The sequence below is a fragment of the Roseburia intestinalis L1-82 genome (assembly GCF_900537995.1).
Taxonomy (GTDB): Bacteria; Bacillota; Clostridia; order Lachnospirales; family Lachnospiraceae; genus Roseburia; species Roseburia intestinalis.
In genome coordinates this window covers 1038430-1060980 of the sequence record NZ_LR027880.1, presented here as the reverse complement: position 1 = coordinate 1060980, position 22551 = coordinate 1038430, and the positions used below count along the sequence as shown (strand labels likewise).

At 45.8% G+C, this 22551-nt stretch carries 27 protein-coding genes and 1 tRNA gene; 15 read left to right on the top strand and 13 right to left on the bottom strand.

Annotation, left to right across the window (positions count from 1 at the left end; translation table 11 throughout):
• Positions 1–7: 7 nt before the first annotated feature.
• The 11 genes from RIL182_RS04975 (at position 8) to RIL182_RS04930 (ending at position 6488) form a co-directional block, all read left to right on the top strand.
• A complete protein-coding gene (locus tag RIL182_RS04975) occupies positions 8–1303 on the top strand; it encodes a hypothetical protein (protein WP_134523072.1) in 1296 nt (431 codons plus the stop codon).
• 59 nt (positions 1304–1362) lie between these two features.
• The gene (locus RIL182_RS04970) at positions 1363–1773 is read left to right on the top strand and encodes a hypothetical protein (RefSeq protein ID WP_006855486.1); all 411 of its coding nucleotides are present in this window, start codon (positions 1363–1365) and stop codon (positions 1771–1773) included.
• 390 nt (positions 1774–2163) lie between these two features.
• Entirely contained in the window at positions 2164–3303 is a 1140-nt protein-coding gene (locus RIL182_RS04965; protein WP_134523070.1) for an RNA-directed DNA polymerase, read from the top strand.
• Entirely contained in the window at positions 3279–3521 is a 243-nt protein-coding gene (locus RIL182_RS04960; RefSeq protein ID WP_134523068.1) for a hypothetical protein, read from the top strand. The genes RIL182_RS04965 and RIL182_RS04960 overlap by 25 nt, the downstream gene beginning before the upstream one ends.
• On the top strand, positions 3514–3714 hold the full coding sequence (locus RIL182_RS04955; protein ID WP_006855490.1) for a hypothetical protein: 201 nt from the start codon (positions 3514–3516) through the stop codon (positions 3712–3714). Before RIL182_RS04960 ends, RIL182_RS04955 begins: the two co-directional genes overlap by 8 nt.
• Positions 3711–4061, top strand: a complete 351-nt coding sequence (locus tag RIL182_RS04950; protein WP_006855491.1) for a hypothetical protein — start codon at positions 3711–3713, stop codon at positions 4059–4061. Before RIL182_RS04955 ends, RIL182_RS04950 begins: the two co-directional genes overlap by 4 nt.
• Positions 4048–4359 (top strand): hypothetical protein, encoded by a 312-nt coding sequence (locus tag RIL182_RS04945; protein WP_006855492.1) that lies wholly within the window; start codon positions 4048–4050, stop codon positions 4357–4359. The genes RIL182_RS04950 and RIL182_RS04945 overlap by 14 nt, the downstream gene beginning before the upstream one ends.
• Positions 4359–5309 (top strand): CHAP domain-containing protein, encoded by a 951-nt coding sequence (locus RIL182_RS04940; RefSeq protein ID WP_134523066.1) that lies wholly within the window; start codon positions 4359–4361, stop codon positions 5307–5309. Before RIL182_RS04945 ends, RIL182_RS04940 begins: the two co-directional genes overlap by 1 nt.
• A 13-nt stretch (positions 5310–5322) precedes the next feature.
• Entirely contained in the window at positions 5323–5865 is a 543-nt protein-coding gene (locus RIL182_RS04935) for a hypothetical protein (protein WP_006855495.1), read from the top strand.
• 234 nt (positions 5866–6099) lie between these two features.
• Entirely contained in the window at positions 6100–6264 is a 165-nt protein-coding gene (locus RIL182_RS21155) for a hypothetical protein (RefSeq protein WP_006855496.1), read from the top strand.
• 11 nt (positions 6265–6275) lie between these two features.
• Positions 6276–6488, top strand: coding sequence for a hypothetical protein (locus RIL182_RS04930; RefSeq protein ID WP_006855497.1), 213 nt, complete (start codon positions 6276–6278; stop codon positions 6486–6488).
• A 415-nt stretch (positions 6489–6903) separates the two neighbouring features.
• Here the strand turns inward: RIL182_RS04930 and RIL182_RS04925 are convergent.
• The 8 genes from RIL182_RS04925 to RIL182_RS04895 all read right to left on the bottom strand — a co-directional run bounded on the left by RIL182_RS04925 (position 6904) and on the right by RIL182_RS04895 (position 14051).
• A tRNA-Leu gene (locus RIL182_RS04925) sits at positions 6904–6986 on the bottom strand.
• 225 nt (positions 6987–7211) lie between these two features.
• Positions 7212–7670 (bottom strand): hypothetical protein, encoded by a 459-nt coding sequence (locus RIL182_RS04920; RefSeq protein WP_242655453.1) that lies wholly within the window; start codon positions 7668–7670, stop codon positions 7212–7214.
• A 50-nt stretch (positions 7671–7720) separates the two neighbouring features.
• On the bottom strand, positions 7721–9406 hold the full coding sequence (locus RIL182_RS04915; RefSeq protein ID WP_242655454.1) for a S8 family peptidase: 1686 nt from the start codon (positions 9404–9406) through the stop codon (positions 7721–7723).
• Positions 9407–9479: 73 nt separating this feature from the next.
• Positions 9480–10028, bottom strand: a complete 549-nt coding sequence (locus RIL182_RS21610; protein WP_242655455.1) for a methyl-accepting chemotaxis protein — start codon at positions 10026–10028, stop codon at positions 9480–9482.
• The gene (locus tag RIL182_RS21605) at positions 9991–10623 is read right to left on the bottom strand and encodes a PDC sensor domain-containing protein (protein ID WP_006855502.1); all 633 of its coding nucleotides are present in this window, start codon (positions 10621–10623) and stop codon (positions 9991–9993) included. Before RIL182_RS21605 ends, RIL182_RS21610 begins: the two co-directional genes overlap by 38 nt.
• 396 nt (positions 10624–11019) lie before the next feature.
• Positions 11020–12564 carry an ATP-dependent Clp protease ATP-binding subunit ClpX gene (gene clpX / locus RIL182_RS04905; RefSeq protein ID WP_006855503.1) on the bottom strand — a complete coding sequence of 515 codons (1545 nt, stop codon included), beginning with the start codon at positions 12562–12564 and terminating at the stop codon, positions 11020–11022.
• Positions 12565–12747: 183 nt separating this feature from the next.
• Positions 12748–13173: a hypothetical protein gene (locus RIL182_RS04900; RefSeq protein ID WP_242655456.1), complete on the bottom strand. Its 426-nt coding sequence runs from the start codon at positions 13171–13173 to the stop codon at positions 12748–12750.
• Between the two features lie 95 nt (positions 13174–13268).
• Complete coding sequence (locus RIL182_RS04895) at positions 13269–14051, bottom strand: IclR family transcriptional regulator (protein WP_006855505.1); 783 nt, start codon at positions 14049–14051, stop codon at positions 13269–13271.
• Positions 14052–14341: 290 nt separating this feature from the next.
• Here RIL182_RS04895 and RIL182_RS04890 point away from each other — a divergent pair, with 290 nt between their 5' ends.
• Both RIL182_RS04890 and RIL182_RS04885 read left to right on the top strand, forming a co-directional pair.
• The gene (locus RIL182_RS04890) at positions 14342–15304 is read left to right on the top strand and encodes a bifunctional 4-hydroxy-2-oxoglutarate aldolase/2-dehydro-3-deoxy-phosphogluconate aldolase (RefSeq protein WP_006855506.1); all 963 of its coding nucleotides are present in this window, start codon (positions 14342–14344) and stop codon (positions 15302–15304) included.
• A gap of 90 nt (positions 15305–15394) precedes the next feature.
• On the top strand, positions 15395–15811 hold the full coding sequence (locus tag RIL182_RS04885; protein WP_006855507.1) for an HIT family protein: 417 nt from the start codon (positions 15395–15397) through the stop codon (positions 15809–15811).
• A 3-nt stretch (positions 15812–15814) separates the two neighbouring features.
• Here the strand turns inward: RIL182_RS04885 and spoVAE are convergent, their stop codons facing one another.
• The 3 genes from spoVAE to RIL182_RS04870 all read right to left on the bottom strand — a co-directional run bounded on the left by spoVAE (position 15815) and on the right by RIL182_RS04870 (position 17536).
• Positions 15815–16171 carry a stage V sporulation protein AE gene (spoVAE, locus tag RIL182_RS04880; RefSeq protein WP_006855508.1) on the bottom strand — a complete coding sequence of 119 codons (357 nt, stop codon included), beginning with the start codon at positions 16169–16171 and terminating at the stop codon, positions 15815–15817.
• A gap of 23 nt (positions 16172–16194) precedes the next feature.
• A complete protein-coding gene (gene spoVAD / locus RIL182_RS04875) occupies positions 16195–17208 on the bottom strand; it encodes a stage V sporulation protein AD (RefSeq protein ID WP_022112804.1) in 1014 nt (337 codons plus the stop codon).
• A 127-nt stretch (positions 17209–17335) separates the two neighbouring features.
• Positions 17336–17536, bottom strand: coding sequence for a helix-turn-helix domain-containing protein (locus tag RIL182_RS04870; protein ID WP_006855510.1), 201 nt, complete (start codon positions 17534–17536; stop codon positions 17336–17338).
• Positions 17537–17711: 175 nt separating this feature from the next.
• Between RIL182_RS04870 and RIL182_RS04865 the strand changes: the two genes are divergently transcribed.
• The gene (locus RIL182_RS04865) at positions 17712–18161 is read left to right on the top strand and encodes a helix-turn-helix transcriptional regulator (protein WP_006855511.1); all 450 of its coding nucleotides are present in this window, start codon (positions 17712–17714) and stop codon (positions 18159–18161) included.
• A gap of 95 nt (positions 18162–18256) precedes the next feature.
• Here RIL182_RS04865 and RIL182_RS04860 read toward each other — a convergent pair whose 3' ends face one another.
• A complete protein-coding gene (locus tag RIL182_RS04860) occupies positions 18257–20095 on the bottom strand; it encodes a L,D-transpeptidase family protein (protein ID WP_006855512.1) in 1839 nt (612 codons plus the stop codon).
• 397 nt (positions 20096–20492) lie between these two features.
• Here RIL182_RS04860 and RIL182_RS04855 point away from each other — a divergent pair, with 397 nt between their 5' ends.
• Positions 20493–21110 carry a phosphatase PAP2 family protein gene (locus RIL182_RS04855; RefSeq protein WP_049938240.1) on the top strand — a complete coding sequence of 206 codons (618 nt, stop codon included), beginning with the start codon at positions 20493–20495 and terminating at the stop codon, positions 21108–21110.
• A 133-nt stretch (positions 21111–21243) separates the two neighbouring features.
• Here RIL182_RS04855 and RIL182_RS04850 read toward each other — a convergent pair whose 3' ends face one another.
• The gene (locus RIL182_RS04850; protein WP_006855515.1) at positions 21244–22524 is read right to left on the bottom strand and encodes an amidohydrolase family protein; all 1281 of its coding nucleotides are present in this window, start codon (positions 22522–22524) and stop codon (positions 21244–21246) included.
• Between the last annotated feature and the right edge of the window lie 27 nt (positions 22525–22551).

Sequence of the window (22551 nt, the reverse complement as noted above, 5' to 3'; positions counted from 1 at the left end):
TTGCATTATGGCAGATTTTAACAATGCAGTAATGACAAACGGTGGCGCCGCCTTGCTGGCAGCCACAACCGCCGGAACCGCAAAGATCAAGTTCACCAAGCTGGTGACTGGATCCGGCACCTATTCAGACTCGGAGAAAACCAGAGCCAGCCTGCAGGCCCGCTCTACTCTCAAAGCGCAGAAACAAGAGATCCCATTCTCTAAAATTGAAATGGCGACCGATACCTGCGTAAAATTGACGGCACTCGTCTCAAACGCTGAGCTCTCCGCTGGCTATTATGTGAATGAGATCGGCATTTATGCGGTTGATGAATTACACCCGGCCGCTGCTCCAGTCCTCTACTCGATCGCGATCGCGAACGTGGCCGACTATTTACCGCCGTACAACGGTTTAACACCTTCGACCATTACGCAGGAATACTTTGCGACCGTCGACAATGCTCTGGAGGTTACGATCCAGACAAAGACCGGAGCCGTCGCTCTGGCTGAGGATCTCGAAGCTACAAACGAGGAGCTCGCGAGAGCCATGTCCGACAACGATCGCCTCTATGCCGGCAGAGACCTGACCGTTGTCTTTGCGCTGGAGATTGCGAAGTATTCAGACGCATGGGCGTGGATCAAGGCAAGGATCAAAGCCCACAATTTTACCGGTATTCATGTAGCCGACTATATTCCTATCACGATGAATGGTCAGACGGTGAAAATGCAGGTTGCCGGTATTGACACATATTACAGAACCACCGACCAGCAGCTAAGCCACCACATTGATTTTATTAGTAAAGACTGCTTTAATCAGACGGTCAAATGGAATGAAACCAATAACAACAACGGAAACGCTGCAAATAATTCACCGTACATGATAAGCAACCTGCACACATTCCTCACTACTACCCTTTATGGCTACCTTCCGGCAGCAGTCAAGGCCGTAATCAGTAACAAGCGCACCCTCATGGAATACAGATACAGCGCAAGCGGCGCACTCACTGACGGCACGAGCTGGGGCTGGCAGGATCTCGGTCCTCTCTGGGTGCCTCTCGAGTATGAAATCTTCGGATCAACTATCTGGGGGACAAAAGGCTGGAGTCAGGGGCAGGGCGTACAGTACCCGATCTTTGCTAACAGCTTTTTGAACCGTATCAAGGGCGCCGGAAACGGCGGCGGCCGCTGCTACTGGTGGTCCGCTTCTGTCAGGAGTGGCGGCTCGACTAATTGTGTGTTCGTCAACGTCAGCGGGCACTCCAGCAACTGGGGCGCCAGCGGCGGGCTTTACGTCCCGGTCTGCTTCCGAATTGACGAGGCGTAAGCCGCGGCATAATTTCAAAATCCGGCTACCTCGTGTAGCCGGGTAACTGGAGGCATAGAATGAGTAACGTATACACCAGAAACCGTAAAAAGACGCCGTTCGACGTCCTTGCGAACGCCGAGAAACTCCAAGATCTTGTAACGCTCTATGCTATGAATGAGAGGTATGTGCCTAAAAAGTGGCGTTTTATGATCGGTCAGGATCTTATCAAGAAAATTGACGAGCTGAACGACAACATAATCGCCGCGAACAGTATCTATGCCATGAACGATCAGGATCTCGCAAGCCGTAAGGCATACGCCCAAAAGGCGATCGCGAACGGCTACCAATTACAGAGAAAACTCTCCCGCCTTATCAGGTGCGTGCCTTCGGCCACGGCCGCAAGCCTCGAAGAAATCACGAACTTATTGAGTCAAGAGATCGACGACCTGAAAGGCTGGAGGAAAAACGACAAAATAAGAGCCAGATAATAAACTCGGGTTATTTGCTGAAAAGTGTCACGCGGCCGCTGCAACTGGTGGACCGCTTCTGTCAGGAGTGGCAACTCGACTAATTGCGTGAACGTCAACAACAACGGGAACTCCAACAACTGGAACGCCAGCAACGAGCTTTACGTCCCGGTCTGATTCCACCTATATGCCAGACAGAGTAGAAAAATCGAAATCAGTGCCAGAGTGGAAGGAAGGAGCAAATAACCCTCGCCGTCAAGGCGTAAATAAGAGCCCAGACGCTACCGGGTGGACGCTGCTTGCATGGCGCGGAGTTTGTGCGAGTTCTCCGCGTTTCATACCCGTTGTACTATGCGGCTAATTAAACGCATGACAGCCGTGCTGGGTAATAACAAAGGAATGAGTTAAATTGTGACAAGCGAAGAAAGACGAGAACAACGATACCAGAGACGGAAAGCCGCAAGGCTGAAAAAGAGGCAGGAAACAATCGGGAAATATGATGATTTTGAGCGCGTGGCCTCACTGAACTCTCTGTATGAAGCAGCAAGGGAAGCCTCGAAGGGCGTCGACTGGAAAGCCAGCGTCCAGAGGTACAACTCTTTGCTGCTTTTTAATATATCCAAAACACGCGCCGAGCTGCTTGCTGGGAAAGATATACGCCGCGGCTTTATCTGCTTTGATATATGCGAACGCGGCAAGCTGAGGCACATCAAAAGCGTGCATTTTTCCGAGAGGGTTGTGCAAAAATCATTTTGCACCAACATCATATACCCCACTTTCACCCGCTCCCTGATTTATGACAACGGGGCGAGTCAGCAAGGGAAAGGCACCCAGTTCGCGACCAACAGACTGACGACTCACTTGCGGAGGCATTTCAGGAAATACGGACGCGAAGGCGGCATACTTCTGATTGACTTCTCGGACTACTTCGGGAATGTGGCACATGAGCCACTTTTTGAGATATACCGGCAGATCTTCACGGATCCGCGTGTTATAGCTCTGGGAATGAGCTTTATTTCTGCCTTCGGCGATAAAGGCCTCGGGCTGGGAAGCGAAACGAGCCAGATCAACGCCGTAATGCTTCCAAATCGCGCGGACCATTACGCGAAGGAAGTGCTCAGGATCCGGGGCTATGGCAGATATATGGACGACACCTATCTGCTACACCATAGCATTGCATACCTCGAGGAATGTCTCGAAAAGCTCCGGACGATATACTCGGAATATGGCATAGTTATCAATGAGAAGAAAACAAAAATTGTAGACCTCAAACACGGCTTTACATTTTTGAAAACTCATTTTTATATCACAGAAACCGGCCGGATCATCAAAAAGCCGTGCCGTGACAGTATCACCAGAGAACGCCGAAAGCTGAAAAGGCAGGCGGCTCTCGTAGCTTCTGGCGTCCTGACCTTTGACGAGGTTCGACGTTCCTACGCCTCATGGCGTGGCAGCATGTCGCACCGGGACGCATACAGAACCGTGCAAAGCATGGACCGCCTATTTAATAGGCTGTTTATAGATCAATGGAAAGGAGGACCACAACCATGAGAACCAGAGAAGAAATGGAGGCAGAAATCAGAGGCTTACAGCAGTTACTCGCTGCGACAGATTATAAGGCCCTGAAACATGCCGACGGTGCCCTCACAGATGAGGAGTACGAGCCGACACGCGTCCAGCGAGCTGAATATCGCAAGCAGATCAACGACCTGCAGGCAGCGATTGAGACGCTCGAGACCACCGAAGGGCAGGTGGTAGACAATGAGTAACCTCGAAATTATTGAAATGCAAAACGCAATAATTTCCAACATGGCCCAGATCAATGCCGATCTGCACTCCAGACTCGAGCAATATGAGGCCGTGGCTCAGAACGAAAAAACCGAGCAACTGGAGGAAGCGACCGGCAACATGATCGGACGCCTGAAGGCCGCCGGCATTTTTGAGGAAGGAGGGATCCTATGACAGATCTGAGCATTTTCATCACGGTGGCCGGGCTCTGTCTCTCTGTCGCTACTTTCTATTTTGGGCGCCAGTCAGTAACCAAAGCAGACGGGAAAGCCGCCGGAGCTCTGGAAACGGACCTGCGCTACATCAAGGAAAGCGTCGGCCGTATTGAGGGCCAGCTCAACAGAGACGTGCAACGACTGGAGGGCCGGATCGACGAGATCAGCAACCAGCTCGCCGGAATTAGTAACACAGCCGGCCGAGCCCATGAGTCAGCCAAAAGCGCGCACAACCGCATTGACGAACACCTCGAACGTGAGCACAACATACAGACGGATCGGAGGCGATCAAATGCGGAAACCTAGAAAAGAATTTTCTAAGACCATATTACGAGCGGTAGCTGGTGCCACCGTCGTGATCGTGGTCTTTTCTTTTGCCCTCATGTGGAGAACCGGCGACACCTCGCCGCTTGCCTACATCATACCGGGAATATTTACCGAGCTTTCTGCTGCTACCGGTTTTTATTTTTGGAAGGCTAAGGCTGAGAATGAGATCAAGCTCGACACTATCAGGCGTCAAAAGGAGTTAGAACAATCTAAAAAGCAGAACACTGAGCCCGGAGAATATGATCCGGGCTCTAACTATGAAGGAGGTACACCATAATGACAGAAAAAGAATTAAGACAGAGCTACGTCAATGCAGCCGTTTCCTATCTGGGCTGCAAGGAAAGCAACGGCAGCCACAAGAAAATTATTGATCTTTACAATAGCCACAAGCCCCTCGCCAGAAACTACGCCGTAAAATATACGGACTCATGGTGCGCGACTTTTGTCTCAGCTATGGCTATTAAAACGGGACTTACTGACATTATCCCGACCGAGTGCGGCTGCGGCCAGATGATCCAGCTTTTCCAGAAGCTCGGCGCATGGGTAGAAAATGACGCATACAGACCGAGCACCGGCGACGTTATTTTTTACGACTGGGACGACAACGGAGTCGGCGACGATACCGGCTGGCCTGAGCATGTCGGCATTGTAGTGAGCGTATCAGGCAACACGATCAAGATTATCGAGGGAAACAAGAGCGACTCAGTAAGCTATCGCGAAATTGCTGTAAACGGCCGCTATATTAGAGGCTACGGAGTGCCTGAGTACAGCAGCAAGGCAACCAGCGCCGGATCTGGATCTGGCAACGGTGGAGGTCTGAAATACTCAAAGGGTGATATTGTAAACTTTACCGGATCCAAGCACTACGCAAGTGCGAACGCTACCAGCGGTCCTTCCTGCAAGGCTGGAAAAGCAAAGGTAACAGACACCGCAGAGGGTACAAAGCACCCTTACCACCTGATTGCAGTCAATGGATCGGGATCGACCGTTTACGGCTGGGTAAATGCCTCAGACATTGCGGGAGCCTCTACTGCTGCCGCCTCTGGCTCTATTGCGGAGGGCAAAACAGTCAAGGTAAAGAACTCGGCCACAAAGTACGCAACCGGCCAGACGATCCCGAGCTGGGTGAAGTCCAGAAAATACACGGTACAGAAAATCGACGGAGATCGCGCCCTCTTGAAAGAGATCACAAGCTGGGTGAAAATCTCCGATCTTGAATTAGCATAAGGAGGGCAACGGAATGGATCAGGAAACTCTCAACACACTCATGTCAATGGTTATTTTGCCTCTGCTGCTGGCTCTCTCAGGCTTCGCGGTTGCATGGCTGAGAAAAAAGACGCAGGAAATCACGGCAAACATTAACGACGCAACTGTCCGCAAGTATGTGGATCTCGCAAGCGACGCCGTAACGAAAGCCGTACAGACAACCTTCCAGACCTACGTCGACGCATTAAAGGCGCAGGGTAAGTTCGACAAAGAGGCCCAGCTCACGGCATTGCAGAAAGCAAAAGACACCGCTACCGCTCTTATCACCGACGAAGCCAAACGAGTGATCGCTGAGGCTTACGGAGATTTTGACAAGTGGCTCGCCTCTACGATCGAAACCCTCGTCAGGGAGGATAAGAGAACGGCACCTGCTGCCACTGAGGAAAAGCAGACACAGATCGCCACTACTGCTGCCACCGCTGCTGCCTCGGTAGCTGCTACGGTAGCCCAGACGGCAGTCGCTCAGGCTACTGCTGAGGTAAAGGCTGCCAAAGCCACGGAAACGGCCACAGAATAAGCCACAGACGGCCAGAATTGACACAAAGACGCTCACCCGGTAATTTTATCGAGTGGGCGCCTTTTTTGCGTTCTGGGGCATTTTAGAGGCTGCTTTCCATTATTTTAATATCTTGTGCAAGATAGACAAAAGCTCCGGCAGAGGTTTGGTGAGTGTGTGTATTGTTATCTTGCACACGATATAGTATTATAATATCAGAAACAAGGAAAACCGCAGAAAATAAGGAGACAGCACATGAAAGTCACAACGTACACAATCAACAAAGGAACCGCTTCTCAGTATTACGGACTGAAAAGCGTAAGCGAAAACCATGTTTTACACTATGCACCGAATAACTGGAAAACAAAGCGCGGAGCTATAAACTGGGCCAAGAAAAACGGCTACGAGGTGGAGGAATAGGAGGCGACACCGTGGGAAGAAAAGCAACCAAGACGCCGGAAGAACTGGCGGCGGCCCGCACCAAGTACAAGAACACATGGCAGCGGGAAAACAAGGACCGGATCCCGATCACGGTTCCGGCCGGTGACAAAGATCGAATCGCAGCATGGGCCAAGTCAAGAGGCTACCCAAGTACAAACGCATACATAACCGACCTTGTATACAAAGACATGGGGGAAAGATAACACCCGCAGCAATGCGGGGCACTAATGAAGCCGAGGACGGTCCCAAGCCCGTGAAAATTCAGAGGGGTGCGCATAATGAACAGATCAAGCCCGGTCTGAGTGATAGCTGACAAGTTTTGCTGGTTTTTAATGTGAAAACCTTAAAACGAGACAAGAAGGCAGCAGGCGCCGCAGCCAGTCCCGTGCAACCCGTAAACAATAGCCACGCGGCCGAGGAGGCCAGAGAGGAACGGTGATAGCTGCCGAGCTGAGCAGGCTCTATTTCTCGAGCCCTATCGAGAGACGACCGGGCATAACAAAAGCGCCAGAGCCTAAGCCCTGACGCTTTTATTTTTCGCTATTTCCGCGTGAAGTTTACCACCACGGCGAACACTTTCTTGAAAAAGTACACCGGGTTCGGCTTCGCGCCATTGAGTGCCGGCAATGGGACTTGAACCCATACGATGTTGCCACCGCCAGATTTTGAGTCTGGTGCGTCTGCCATTCCGCCACGCCGGCTTATTCTGTTTTCGAATTGCTCGAACAATAGACATCTTATCATATCATGTAATAAATTGCAAGCAATTTTATTTTAACATTTGCTGATATCATATAAAGAATTTCATACAATGCTATTTTAACATTTGTTGATATCATGCAAAAAATATCATACAATGGTATTTCCTGATTGTAGCAAAAAAATCCGAAGGTTCACGTTAATCCTTCGGATTTTTTTGATAGTCACTACTCTTCACCAACTCCACTGATTGCAGTTCTCTGTACGCTTTTGACACCGTTCTCCACAGTCGTTGTTTCAAGATAAGTAACGCCATTGATCACAACTGTCTTTGTTGTTGTGGTCTCATCATCGCTGTCTCCACCGCCTCCGGTATTTCCAGCCGCACCAGTTCCGGATGCCTGTGTGGTCTGTCCGGATGTTCCTGTTCCGGATGTCTGTCCTGCGTTTTCTGAGTAACTCTGGGACTGACCAGCTTCTGCTTTTGTTTTCTGGATTTCTTTTAAGATATCATTATAATTTTCACTTGGCATTACTGCATCGGAACTTCCGATCGTCGATACATAACTGTCTGCATCTTTGCCGTCTGCATCCTGTGTAGAAACATTCTGTGATGCTGTCTGATTTTTTAATAACTCAGATACTTCTCCACAGTAACTCAGATATTCATCAATTCTCAGTGACACCCCTGCTGTTTTTTCTAAACAATTTCTAAATAAATATTCCGTTGCTTTTATCACAGCCTCAGATTCTGAAATGCCCCAAACACATCGAGTGTCCCATATCCCCACTCTCTGTTTGGATAGGTCCGGTTTTCCGGTTTAGCCGTGCCTCGGATCAGCATATTTTTGATGGAAGTATTCGACATGACTGTATTGTTCTGATCCACGATCGCCCACTGCATGATCTGCGCGCAGGCTCCTGCCGTGATCGCAGCAGCTGCACTTGTTCCCGTAAAGGTGATAAAGTTACCAAGAAGCCCGGGACCATAGACATCCACTGCCGGTGCCACAAAATCCGGTTTGATCTCCCCGGTTATCGTATAACCCCTGCCGGAATCCGCATAGATACTGGTATTTGATGCCTGATAACCGCCCACCGTGATCACCTGCCTTGCCGCACTCGGAGAAGTCAGTGTAATCTCCGGATTGGAACGAAGAAAAAAATTATTTCCATCCGTCAGCTCCCGCAGCGGCAGCCAGAGATGATAGTTTCCCGTCACTGTCAGCTGCGGGAAAATGCGTATCGTCCACAATCCAGGTGTCGGTCGGATAAAACGGAAAAATATGAGCTGGCTTGCCGTCTCTTTTGTATCGATCCGGTAATCCACCGTAATTGTTGTTCCCTCAAAAATAAAATTAAACTGCTCTGACGCTCCACGGCGCACCAGAATCCGTGGAATCTGCTCCCCCGAAGGCGATATTATGGTGACTGCATACAGTTCCGGTGCAGATGCCCACAATTCCACAAAAAAGCCTTTTGTATTTTCCTCCACCGTGATCTCCGCATCCTCATGTTCCATCTCTCCAATGATACGCCCCTGAAAATGATGTCTTGCATTGGCTTCATTTCCAGTTGCAGTCACGACCACACGCTTTCTTCTTCCACAGATATAATTCAGATAAGATGGCAGAAATCCCTCGCTTGCATGACTTCCTGCACTGTTTCCAAGTGCCACACAGATGACAAGCGGACGATTTAAAATATTTGCAACTCCATTTAAATAGGAAACCGCCATCATAATGTCGTTTTCCTGATATGCCGGAACGCCGTCTTTCACAAAAAAGAAATCCCGAAGATACTGTTTTGCCTCCTTTAACTTTACCATGATGATCTCAGACTGCGGCGCCGCCCCGATAAAGTCACCGTTTTCACTCTCACTTCCACATGCCACTCCTGCAAGAAATGTGCCATGTCCGTTCATATCACGCGACGGCACCACATCATACGGATTTTCCGAAAGCAATGCCGCATTGATCTGTTCTCTTGTATAATCTGCTCCATACAAAATACCAACAGGCGGCGTTCCATCCTGTATGGTCTGATCCCAGATACGGACGATCCGGCTGCTCCCGTCACTGTATCGAAATGCCGGATTTGTATAATCAATACCGGTATCAATAAAACCTATCAATACACCTCTTCCCTTTAAGGCGAGAACGGGCTGGTTCTGCATTTTTAAAATACCGGACACCTCAAGTGCCGTCTGATCCAGCAATCCATAACACTTTGGAATCTCTGAATAAGAATAACTGCCTACACTAAGCGGAGGCAATCCCTCCCTTGGATAATAAAAAATATCATATCCTTCATCAATTCTCTGGATACACGCCCCTGCGATCGTCTGTTCATTCGTTTCCTCATAAGATACAATAAAATCAAAAAATTCGTCAGAATACACCTGTTCCCTGCAATCCGCCATAAATAAAAAAACTCCGGTCATCTATTCAATTACTAAATAGATGCCGGAATTTTTTATTTTAGAACCACAAATATTATTCTAATTCGAATTTCTGTACAAGTTCATTTAATGTAACTGACTGTGCTGCCAGCTCCTCACTTGTTGCTGAAGTCTCCTCTGCCATAGCAGAGTTATCAGAAACCACCTGTGACATATCCCTGATGCCGTCACGGATCTGGTCGATACTCTTCATCTGTACATCTGCCACCTGTGCTGTCTCCTGAATCATTCCGTTTGCAATACGAACACGCTCTACCGCGTTGTCCAAAGATGCAATGACATCATTTACGATCGTATTTCCCTTTTCAATCTCATCGAGTGATACGTTGATCAGGTTACGTGTCGTATTTACCGCATCGGCACTCTCATCTGCAAGACCGCCGATCTCTCCTGCTACCACTGCAAAGCCTTTGCCCGCCTCGCCTGCGCGTGCAGCTTCAATAGATGCATTCAATGATAAAATATTTGTCTGGCTTGCAATATCTTTAATTGCCTTGATGACACCGACAACCTGTTTCGAGGATTCCTGAATTTTGTCCATTGCCTCACGCATCTGTGCCATCTGCTTCTTGCTGTCTTCCATATTTTTGTTCACCGTTTACCTTATATTTCAAAAGCTGTTCTGACTGATTGCTGATCGCAGTGCTTACACTGTCTGAAATATTCATATCCTGAATCATAGTATCAATCAGATCTGCATTCGGATGATATACAAAAGTTCCATCACTTGTCAACAGCATGGAATATCCATTTGCACCGATCGTATAATTCCCCATCATATTCATGACTGTGTCCAGCCCTACGTCTATTCCAACGACACCGACAACCGTATCTTTCTCGTCAAATACAGGTGTTACCGCACTTAAGATTGTTTTTCCTGTACTTGCAGCAACATAGGTCTTTGTCAGCATAGTTTCTCCTGTCTGCGTACAGCTGTACCATGTGCGGGTCGTACAGTCATAATCATCGCCGGAAATACCGCCTGCTGATGTAATGGATGCATTACTGTCCAAATCCGCCGTGAATACACCCTGAATATTTTCCGTGTCAAGTCCTGCCACTGCAACAAGCTTCTTTAGTACCGCTGGATATACCTCGTTCTCTGTCATTTTCTGTCCAGCTTTGGTAGTGGTCAGAATTGTCTGCACATCTTCATCCAGTGCAAGCTGTTCTACCATGCGCTCAAACAGTGAAAATTATTTTTCCACTTGAAGTGATATCGCTTCAGAATCCTGCCGCAGCTCTGTGTTGTTGGCTTTGATCAGCAGATTGTAAACCACCACTACTACCAGTACAGCAATCACTGCCATAACCACAATAATGGAGGCACCGATCTTACTCTGGATCTGAAACTGTATGCCCTGTCTGTTTCCTGCTTTCTTATTTCTTTCTTTTTTCTCTTTTCTCTTTTGCTATTTTCACTCCTCCATTTTTTCGATTAGTACTATTGTACCATACTTAATCATAGTGTGAACACTTTTTTACCATATTCTTCAAATTCAAAATGAGGAAAAATCTTTTTCTCAGTCTGTAAAAAAGATTTTTCCCCATTTCAGAATCATTCTTTCATCGTCTCATTCAACAGCAGCAATCTGTGCACAGCCACGCATGGTAATGAGCGGTCCGCCCTTTTTCTCCACATACTCTTTTGTGATGGTCACCATGCCGATATTGTCATCTTTCGGAATCTCATACATGATATCGAGCATAAAATCCTCGATGATCGCACGGAGTGCACGCGCACCGACTTTCTTTTCCTTTGCCTGCTTTGCGATCGCCATCAGTGCGTCATCCTCAAATTCGAGTCTGACTTCATCCATGGCAAGCAGTTTCTGGTACTGTTTTAAGATCGCATTTTTCGGTTCCTTTAAGATGCGCACTAACATATCTTCTGTGAGCGCTTCTAAGGTAAACATGATCGGCAGACGTCCTAAGAACTCCGGTATCATGCCAAATTTGCGCACATCCTCTATGGTCACCTTCTGCAGAATATTTTCATCCTGGTCGTATTTATCCTTAAGCTCGGATTTAAAACCGATCGATGCGGATTTATTGAGGCGTTCCTTAATGATATCCTCTAACTCCGGGAACGCGCCTCCACAGATAAACAGAATATTTTTGGTGTTGACCATTGTCATGGGTACCATGGCATTCTTGCTGCTGGCTCCGACAGGCACTTCTACCTCCGCACCCTCTAACAGTTTTAACATTCCCTGCTGCACGGACTCTCCGCTGACATCACGCTGATTGGTGTTGCGTTTCTTTGCGATTTTGTCGATCTCATCAATAAAGATAATACCGTGTTCCGCGCGCTCAACATCATTGTCCGCTGCTGCAAGCAGTTTGCTGACAACACTCTCGATGTCATCACCGATATACCCTGCCTCTGTCAGGGACGTCGCATCTGTGATGGCAAGCGGCACATCTAAAAGCTTTGCAAGTGTCTTTACCAAATAAGTCTTACCGGAACCGGTCGGTCCAATCATTAACATATTGGACTTTTCAATCTCGATGCCGTCCTTCTCATCGGATGCGATCCTCTTATAGTGATTATAAACAGCGACGGACATGACTTTCTTTGCATGCTCCTGTCCAACTACGTACTCATCCAACGATGCCTTGATTTTATGTGGTGCCGGGATCTTTTTGATATCAAGTACCGGCTCTTTCTTTTCTTTCGGCTTTTTCTTTTTGATTTTCTGGTTATTCGGAATAAATCCCTGCATCCCCTGCAGATCTGAAAGATTGATCATGCTGATATTTGGCATTTTTCCCATATTCATGTTCAGCATATCATCCATGGAAAATCCGGTCTGGTTCATACTGTCAAACGTTTTCTGCATACAGTCCTGACAGATACAGATGTTGTTCGGGATCTTTATCATCTTTCCTGCAATATGCTCCGGTCTGCGGCAGATGTAGCAGATATCCTCATACTCCGGCTCTTTTTCATCCGATGCGTCTGAATTTGTCACTTCCGCCTGCACGGTTTCCTTTTCATTTTCTGACACGTCAGGGGTATCATTGACGCTTTCCTGTCCGTTCATTTCCTCTTTCTGATCTGTGGATACGGTTGTTACATCATCCTCAGTTATTTCTCTATAATCATTATTATTCATCTGAATACGCTCCTGAATTTTTCCATATCTCTGCCCAAAGCAGACTTATTTAAGACATTGTACCGCAAAACATCTGCAATCACAAGAAAATCAGAAAGATTTCATTTTTATTTAAGGATTTTTGACACAAAAAATCCGGGCAGCCCTTTCACCAAAAGGCCATACCCGGAAATTTCTCATCCGTTATTTTGCACTGTTATCCGTTGTGTTACCGTTATTATTATTGTTTCCTGTCGCGTCATCCACGCCGTTTTCCACACCGTCAATAATGTCTTTGCCAGCATCGCCGACGCCATCCACCACATCATCCACAACAGCACCACCGTCTGTGTCTGCACCATTCGCGTTTGTGTTATTTGTATTTGTGCCGTTCGTATCCGTGTCATTCACGGTACCATTTGTTCCATTCACATTGGTATCATTCATACCATTTTCGGTATTATTGATACCGTTATTTGTGTTTTCATTGACACGGTTTTCTGTACCGGCTGCCGGATTGTTACCACTGTTATTGGTATTTGTGTTGTTTCTGTTTGTGCCGCATGCGGTCAGTGCGCTAAGAGACAATGTAAGCACCAGGCATGCCGCAAGCATTTTAAACTTTTTCATGGTCATTCTTCTCCTTTACTTTACAAGAAATTATTTGTAACGGTTCAAAAACTCTCTGAACCATCACCTTTTCAAGGATAGTATGACCATCTCTGCTATTTTCTATACCAGCCTAATTCCATGGATAATTCTTCCTGTACTTTTCTGACATCCACAGATAACTCCTCCACCCGTTCTCGCGTCATCCGGCTGGTCGGTCCGGAAATACTGAATGCATATTTTACTTCATTATGATAATCCCTGAGGCTTGCAGCAATACACCGTACACCTTCTTCATTTTCCTCATCATCAAGTGCATAACCGTTCTTTTTTGCTTCTTTTAATACACTAAGCATATCATCATAATCCGTGATCGTATGCTCCGTCTTTTTTTCGATGATGCTCTCATTCCAGATCTGTTTCACTTCCGACTCCGGAAGTTCTGCCATGATTGCCTTGCCCACACCGGAACAATACATCGGATGGACCATCCCCACATGGGACACCATGCGGATCGTACCGATTTTTGCTTCTATTTTATAAATATATAAAATATTGTTTCCTTCCCGCTGAACTAAATGCACTGTTTCCCCGCTGATATCAGACAAACGCTCCATATAAGGTTTTGCAACCTGTAAAATATCCATGCGGTCAAGCATTTTTCCTGCCATGCTGACTATTTTATAAGAAAGCATATACTTCTGGGATACCTCGTCCTGTTTTGCATATCCCATATAGACTAAAGACATCAGAAGGCGATGTACCGTGCTTTTGTGAAGTCCTAACGCTGTGCTGATCTCCATCAGTCCCATCTCACCGTGATCGGCCAGCATTTCCATTACCTGAAAAATGCGCTCTGCCGACTGCACCGGATTTTTTGTTTCTTTCTGTTCTGCCATAATTACCTCATATTCTATGTAAGGTATCAGTTATTTTTCCAATACCTGTCTTTTAGGTTTCATAATTCACATTATTGTTTCATTATATGAAACCATATGACATCATAACATGACATTCCAATAAAAGTCAAATTTTTGTTTTTTGCAAAATACAACATTTTCTTTCCTTAAATTATTGACAAGGCATTTTGTAATGTTATAATACTATTGTACCGTTGTATGAAACAATGTTTCATATTATGAAACCAATTTAAGAACCTTAAAATTATTCAAAATAAAGGAGAAGAATTATGAACAAAGTATTAGAAGAGTTTTCCAAAATCGGTATTATCCCGGTTATCGCACTTGACAATGTAGAGGATGCTGCACCTTTAGCAAAAGCATTATGCGACGGTGGTCTCCCATGTGCAGAAGTTACTTTCCGTACAGCAGCTGCTGAGGAATCTATCCGCATCATGTCCGAGCAGTTCCCGGAGATGTTAGTAGGTGCAGGTACTGTTCTTACCACAGAGCAGGTTGACCGCGCTGTAAACGCAGGTGCAAAATTCATCGTAAGCCCTGGTTTAAATCCAAAAGTTGTAAAATACTGTGTTGAAAAAGGAATCCCGGTAACTCCTGGATGCTCTAACCCAAGCGACGTAGAAGTTGCAATCGAGCTTGGTCTTGACGTTGTGAAATTCTTCCCGGCAGAAGCTGCAGGCGGACTTTCCATGATCAAATCCATGGCAGCTCCTTACACAAAGATGAAATTCATGCCGACCGGCGGTATCAACGCAAAGAACTTAACAAGCTACCTTGATTTCAAAAAGATCATCGCATGCGGTGGTTCCTGGATGGTAAACAAAGACATGATCGCTGCAAAAGACTGGGATGGCATTACAGCTTTAACAAAAGAGGCTGTTTCTACCATGTTAGGATTCAAACTGTTACATGTAGGTGTTAACAACGCTTCTGAGGAAGTAGCTGCTGCAGAGTCTGCAAAATTCGCCACCTTACTTGGCGAGAATGTAAAAGTTGGAAACAGCTCCATGTTCGTAGGTTCTTTAATTGAAATGATGAAGAATCCGGGACGCGGAACCAATGGTCATATCTGCATTCAGACCAACTACTTAGACCGCGCGATTTATCATCTTGAAAAACGTGGTTTTGTATTTGACGAATCTTCTTTCAAATACAATGACAAAGGTGAGCTTACTGTTGCTTACTTAAAAGACGAGATCGCAGGTTTCGCTGTTCACTTCAACCAGAAATAATTTAAAAAAATCAGGTCTGCACCGGTCGATGATTTGTGCAGACCTTTTTTTCAATATTAAATAATAAAAAACAGACACGGGAGGTTTCTTATGGATCAGAATTGTGCATATTGTATAGAGGGCGAATTAGTCGCCCAGTTTGGTATTAAAATCTGTGAACTGCCAAGTTCAAAAGTTTATCTTTTCAAGGAGCAGAGCCACAAAGGCCGTGTGATCGTCGCTCACAAAAAACATGTCAGTGAGATCACTGAACTGACCGCTGAGGAACGCGCCGCTTACATTGAAGATATTAATCATGTGGCAGAAGCACTTCACAAGGCATTTCATCCGCAGAAAGTCAACTACGGTGCTTACGGTGATACCGGCCATCATCTCCACTTCCATCTCGTTCCAAAATATACAGACGGTTACGAGTGGGGCGGCACTTTTGCCATGAATCCGGGCGAAAAATTTCTTTCCGATGAGGAATATACCGCATTGATCGAAGAGATCAAAAAATATTTATAATATCTATTTCTTCATCTTAGGCTGAAAAATAATACTTGCCAGATATGCGAAGATCAGTGCCGCTGAAATACCAGCGGCACTTGCTTTTAGTCCACCTAAAAAAATTCCTAAAAATCCATACTCGTCCACCGCTTCTTTCACTCCCTTAAACAGGGTATTCCCAAATCCAAGCAGCGGCACACTTGCCCCGGCTCCCGCAAATTCAATAAACGGCTGGTAGATCCCAAGTGCCCCAAGCAGTGCGCCAAGACACACTAACATCACCATGATCCTTCCGGGAAGCATCTTTGTTTTTTCCATTAAGATCTGCACCAGTGCACAGATTGCCCCTCCAACCCAGAATGCATTGATATAATCCATAATTCTACACCTCTTTCTCTCTTTTAATCTGCATGTTCGATCACGACTCCATGTGCAATCCCTGGCACCGTTTTTCCTTCATTAAAAGACACCGTGGAAAGAAGTGCCCCGGTCGGCACAAACAGGATACGCTGTAATTTTCCCTGCTCGACCTGTTTTAAAAAATGCCCGGCAAGTGTTACGGCAGAACACCCGCATCCGGAACCTCCTGCCCCGGTTCCCTGCGCTTTGCTCTCATAGATCAGCATACCGCAGTCTAAATGCATCTCACTGATATCGTATCCTTCTTTTTTCAAAAGATCGATCAGGATCTCCCTTCCAACACTGCCTAGATCCCCGGTAATAATGTGATCATAGTCCTCTGGCCTGCGCCCGAAATCTTTTAAGTTCTGGCAGATCGTATCTGCTGCCGCAGGTGCCATTGCCGCCCCCATATTCATGGAATCCTTAATGCCATAATCGATGATCTTTCCGGTCGTGATGCCGGTAATACACGCATTGCTCTTTCTTTTTCCAAGCACATACGCACCACTTCCTGTCACCGTCCAGGTTGCTGACATTGGTCTCTGGTTCGCATATTCAAGTGGAAACCGGAACTGCTTTTCGGCGCTGGCAAAATGGCTCGATGTCATCGCCACAACGTAATCCGCATATCCTGCAGCAACACACATTGCTCCAAGGGAAAGCGCCTCGCCGCAGGTACTGCACGCACCATACAGGCCAAAGAGCGGCACCTGGTAATCCATGAGTCCAAACGAAGTGGCAATATTCTGTCCTAAAAGATCTCCGGAAAAAAGATAACGGATCTCTTCTTTTTTCAGTCCTGCTTTTCCGACTGCCATTCCGAAAGCCTCTTTCTGCAGGGTACTCTCTGCCTCTTCCCAGGTGTCCTGCCCAAATTTATCATCCTCCCCGATCAGATCAAAACAGGCTCCAAGAGGTCCCTCCCCCTCTTTTTTTCCGACAATACTTGCGCTGCTTACAATATAAGGCGGCGTTTCAAAACAAATACTCTGTTTTCCCGTCTGCATGCTCATACGAATCTCCATTTCCAAACATTTTTATATCATGTTCTCTATGTGATCAGTATGTACATCTTACCGATATTTATACCCTGATGCTGTTTACGCATTGCACGTAATTATGTCGGAGGCAAATAGTGGTTCACAGCATCCGCTGTACCTGTTCCGGTCTGATACCAAGATATGCGCAGAGTGAAAGAAATTCCTCCGCATCCAGCGGTTCCTTATAATCCTTCCGCAATTTTCCTGCATCGATGCCCGCATGTGCCGCCAGCGATTTTGCATCCATCCGGTTTTCTTCAATATACCGGATCATATAATCCGTCACTTTTGATTTTCCCATGTTATCGCACCTCTTCTACAAAAATCTGTTTTTTCTTATTCTATTCTTTAACTTTAGGAATTGCAATTATATTTTTCTCTGCAATTAAGAACTCATTGACTGATAAAATGAGGTGGGATATGATACGATTAAAAAGCATTTTGGCTGCTTTAAATGCAACAGAACGGAGATCAATATGCGGAATCAGAATATAGCAAAAGTTTTAAAAGAATATCGTAAACGGAATCACCTGTCTGTAAATGATGTTTCTATCCTGTTAGAGGATCGTTCTTTTACCGCCGCTCCCAAAACGATTTACGGATGGGAAAGCGGACAGGCAAATCCAAGCGCAGATATCCTTTTAACACTCTGCGATCTATATAATATCACAGATATCCTTGAAGCATTCGGCTATGACAGCAATGAGAATTTTCATGTGACACCTTCTGAGCGGACGATCATTGAAGCCTATCGTGCACATCCGGAAATGCATGAAGCAGTCAGCGTTCTGTTAGGCTGCAGCGTACCACGCAAAGGTTCTGTATCTGCCCACAATACTGCAGCAAAAGAAGTTTCACATCCAAAGCAGCATTCTTTCGGAACGAATACTACAGCAGCTCCTAAACCTTCCATAAAACGTTATTGATCGTTTATCAATCCATTGGCAGCAAAAAGCTCCTGCGCTTGGTTAATGCGCAGGAGCTTTTTTTGCTTTGACCTGTATCTGTTAAATTGTTTTCATCATCCCTGTGGCTGACTTCCGTCCGTCTGCTGGCTTTGATCCTGCTGGCTTCCGTCCGTCTGCTGGCTCTGATCCTGTAGCTGGCTCTGGTCTGGCTGCTGGCTCTGATCCTGTGGCTGGCTCTGGTCTGGCTGCTGGCTCTGATCCTGTGGCTGGCTCTGATCCTGTGGCTGGCTCTGATCTGGCTGCTGCCCTCCATCAGCCGGCTGCTGTGCCTTCAATACCGCAAGTGCTGCCTCTGCCGCTGTCAGTGTGTCATAATTTGTTACCTGAGCCTTGTCTGCATCTGAAAGTGAGTTGTACATATTTCTCGCATTCACGATTGCTGTTTCGCTCTCTAATGTTACAGGCCCGATAATACTGATCGCATTGATCACAGATGGAACATCCGCCTGCGGCTGCTGCACAACAGTCGGATTGTCACCCGGCATACGGTATACTAAAACAGCATATCCCTTGTCGATCGTCTCATAGATCTTCTTTGCTGCTGATGCAGGCAGATTGATACATCCATGGGAACCACCAGTCTTATAAATACTTCCACCAAACTTGTTACGCCAGGTTGCATCATGCATACCCACATCGCCGTTAAACGGCATCCAGTAGGTAACCGGTGTCTCATAATCCGGACCTCTTAAGACTGCATTCATGGTTTTATAAGTCAGTCCGAATGCACCTGTCGGGGTGTCATGTCCTTTTGAAAGATTTCCTGAAACAAAATCACTCTCCACCACCAGTTTTCCGTCTTTGTAAAGGAATAAATGCTGGTTTGTCAGATTGATCTCAACATAAGAATCACCGTAATCATGCTCGCCATGACTGTTTGCCGTTGTGAGATATACCGGCTCTCTCTCCACATCTTTTCCGGCTTTTAAGTCTGCCAGAATCTGTTCTACTTCCCCTCCGTTATCGATTCTCCAGCCATAAAAACCACCGGTGATCGTAACCGTCGTACCGTAGGAAGTCTTTAACTCTTTCGGTGAATAGGCAGTATTATATTTCTTTGCCAGTGTCTTTACAAAGGCAAGGACTTCTTCCTCATCAATGGAAACTTTTTCGTCGGTTCCCTCAGAAAGCCAGGTACTGATCGTTGTTCCATCCAATATTTCCTTATCATCCCCAAAGTCATATGTAATCGTAACACCGACATACTGGTTTAATGCATCGATCAAAGCCAGCAGATCTTTATCATCATCTCCGATTGCAGGCTCTAAATAACAGCCGCTCTGCTCCAGATCAACGGTTTCATCCAATACTAAAACCGCATCACTTACCGCTTTCCTGACTTTTGCGTTATCGACCTGGGTTCCATAATCAGCCGGTACAAGCGCATACCCGTTTTCTCTTGTATAATCAGAATAAGTCGCATCCACCGGTGTGCGCTGATCTTTCATACATGGTAAATTTCTGACTGCCTCATCCAGTTTCTGTTCATCATAAGATACAACCTTTGCCAGTTCAAACTCCTGCTTCTGGAACATCAGGATCAGCCACGCAAAACCATTCTGCTCCTCTAAAAGTTTCTCTATTTCCCCCTGAAATACCGGCTCCATATCAATATCCGAACCTGCAATGGTTCCATTTTTATCCTCGCGTGCAGTAACTGTCAGATTGTAATTTTTCATCTCAGTCCGGATCGCATCCTCGACTTTTTCCACATTGCTGCCACCGACTGCAATCCCATCAATAGAAGTTCCAAAACAAAAATGACTTTCAAAATAAATCGCAAACCCGACATAAATCACAGCAATCGCCGTCATAACACATGTGAGCACCAGTCCTGTATAACTTTTTGCTGACGCACCTCCATGCATTTTCCGCTTGTTTTTCTCTTTCATTTTTCTAAATATCCTTTCATCCTATGTGTAAAGATATGTTGTATTGCATAAAATATGCTAACGGACACCTACTCTATTATAATATCCGGCAAGGTCTTGTCAACAAATTGTCCAAATCGTAACATTTAATTAAGAATTCGTTCTTTTTTCGCATTGATCTGTAATAAAAATTACCGTCAAACTCCCCAAAAACACCCGTCATAGCTTAAAGTTTTCTTAAATTTTAAATAATCTTTCTTAAAATAAGGAAAAGGGAATTGTTTCTAAAAAAATGCTGTGCTATAATCCCTATCGTTGAGATTAATGAAAAGAGGGTGAAACCGTGAAAACGAAGACACGCGATGCGGTCAACGCATTTATTGAGAGAAACAAACATGCTCTTCTTCTGCTTTATTTCATGATTTATCTGCCATGGTTTGGTCATTTAGAGAGAACCGTTACCACGCATTTTCATGTGATCCATGTTGCACTCGATGATTATATTCCATTTTGTGAATATTTTATTATTCCATACTTTTTATGGTTTGGATATGTTGCGTGGGGACTTGGTTACTTCTACTTTAAAAATAAAGACGAATATTTCCGTTTATGTACCATGTTGTTTACCGGAATGACGATCTTTTTAGTCATCTCCACCATTTATCCAAACGGACATTATTTAAGGCCGACTACTTTTGCGCGGGATAACGTGTTTGTACATATGGTAAAATGCCTCTACGCAACGGACACTGCGACGAACCTTTTCCCAAGTATTCACGTTTACAATTCCATTGCAGTCAATTTAGCCGTATGGCACAGTGAAAATTTCCGCGATAAAAAGGTCATCCGTATTGGTTCTGCTGTTCTTATGGTAAGCATTATTTTATCTACCATGTTTTTAAAACAGCACTCCGTATTTGATGTGGTTACCGGAATCATTATGGCAGTCTTCATGTACATGCTTGTCTATGTACAGAATCCGGCACGCATGACGGCCGGTGAGCGCAAATATGAGCGCAAACTTCACCAGATCTAAATACAAACGTTATGTTTCCTGAATATTTGATTCGTTTTAAAAAGAGTCATAACCGATTTTGCCGGTTATGACTCTTTTTCATTCAAATTTGGAGAGCCTCTAAATTTTTCTGATTTTCACTCTATCTGAACCTTTACAGCTCACACGCACATCCGGCTGCATATTTTGCACAGATCGTCATTGTACTCTCATCATACATCATGCGCTCTGTCCTCTGGATCGGTGTATACTCCCTTACATCCTTTGCAATATGATCTTCGGCGACAACCGCATCAAATTCATATCCATCTAAAAATGTACCGACTTTACCAAAATAACTGCCGCCTCCGGCTGTCGCTAAATAAAACGCTTCCGCAAATGTCAGCGGCTTACTTTTCTCATCAATCAGACGCCAGTACATTTTTGATACCTGTACCGCTAATGTCAAAGCTTTTGCCATGGAAAGTGAAGATCCGCCCGCCACGTCGGAACCAAGTCCGACCGCAATACCTTCCTCTAAGAACTTTCGGACCGGTGCAATGCCGGAGGAAAGATTTAAGTTCGATTCCGGGCAGTGTGCCACATAGACACCGTGTTCTTTCAAAAGATCCATCTCATCCTCACTGTAAATACAGTGTGCCATGACTGCCGGGTGATCCTTATCTCCGAACATATCAAAAACAGCGTAGGCATCTGCATAATTTTTCGCTGCCGGGACAAGCTCTTTTACCCATGCGACTTCCGATGGGTTTTCCGACAGATGCGACTGCACGCGGAGTCCTGTCGTTTTCTGCAGTTTTGCAAGTTCTCTCATCAGCTCATCCGTACAGCTTGGAATAAAACGCGGTGTTAAGATCGGGTTTGTACGCTCATATTTTCCGGCTGTCTCCTCAATCCACTTTTTCGTATCTTCTGCCGCAGCAGACGCATCCGCCTCACAGAGATTCTCACCACCGTTACGGTCCATATTTACCTTGCCAACATAGCTTACGATCCCGCTCTCCTCCAAAAGATCCATCAAAGCAACGGTTGCCTCTCTGTGAAGTGTCGCAAAAATGCAGGCACGCGTTGTCAGACTGTGCTTTAAATCAGACACAAAACTTCCATATGCTCTTTTTGCATAGGAGATATCCACATATTTTGCCTCTTCCGGAAAAGTATGCACATTCAGCCAGTCTAAAAGTTCAAGATCCATGCCAAGTGCCCGGAACGTATACTGTGGTGCATGCACATGCAGATCCGTCATTCCCGGAAGGATGATCTTATCACCATAATCGGTCAGCGGCAGTGTTTCATACTGTTTCGGCAACTTTTCAAATGCGCCGCGGCAGATACCGTTTTCACATACAACATAACCACCCTCTATACTGCACAGTTCCTTGTTTTCTCCTGAATATACGATATTTCCCTTTAAAACAAAACTTTTCTTTTCCAATATGTTCTCTAATCCTTTTCTTATTGT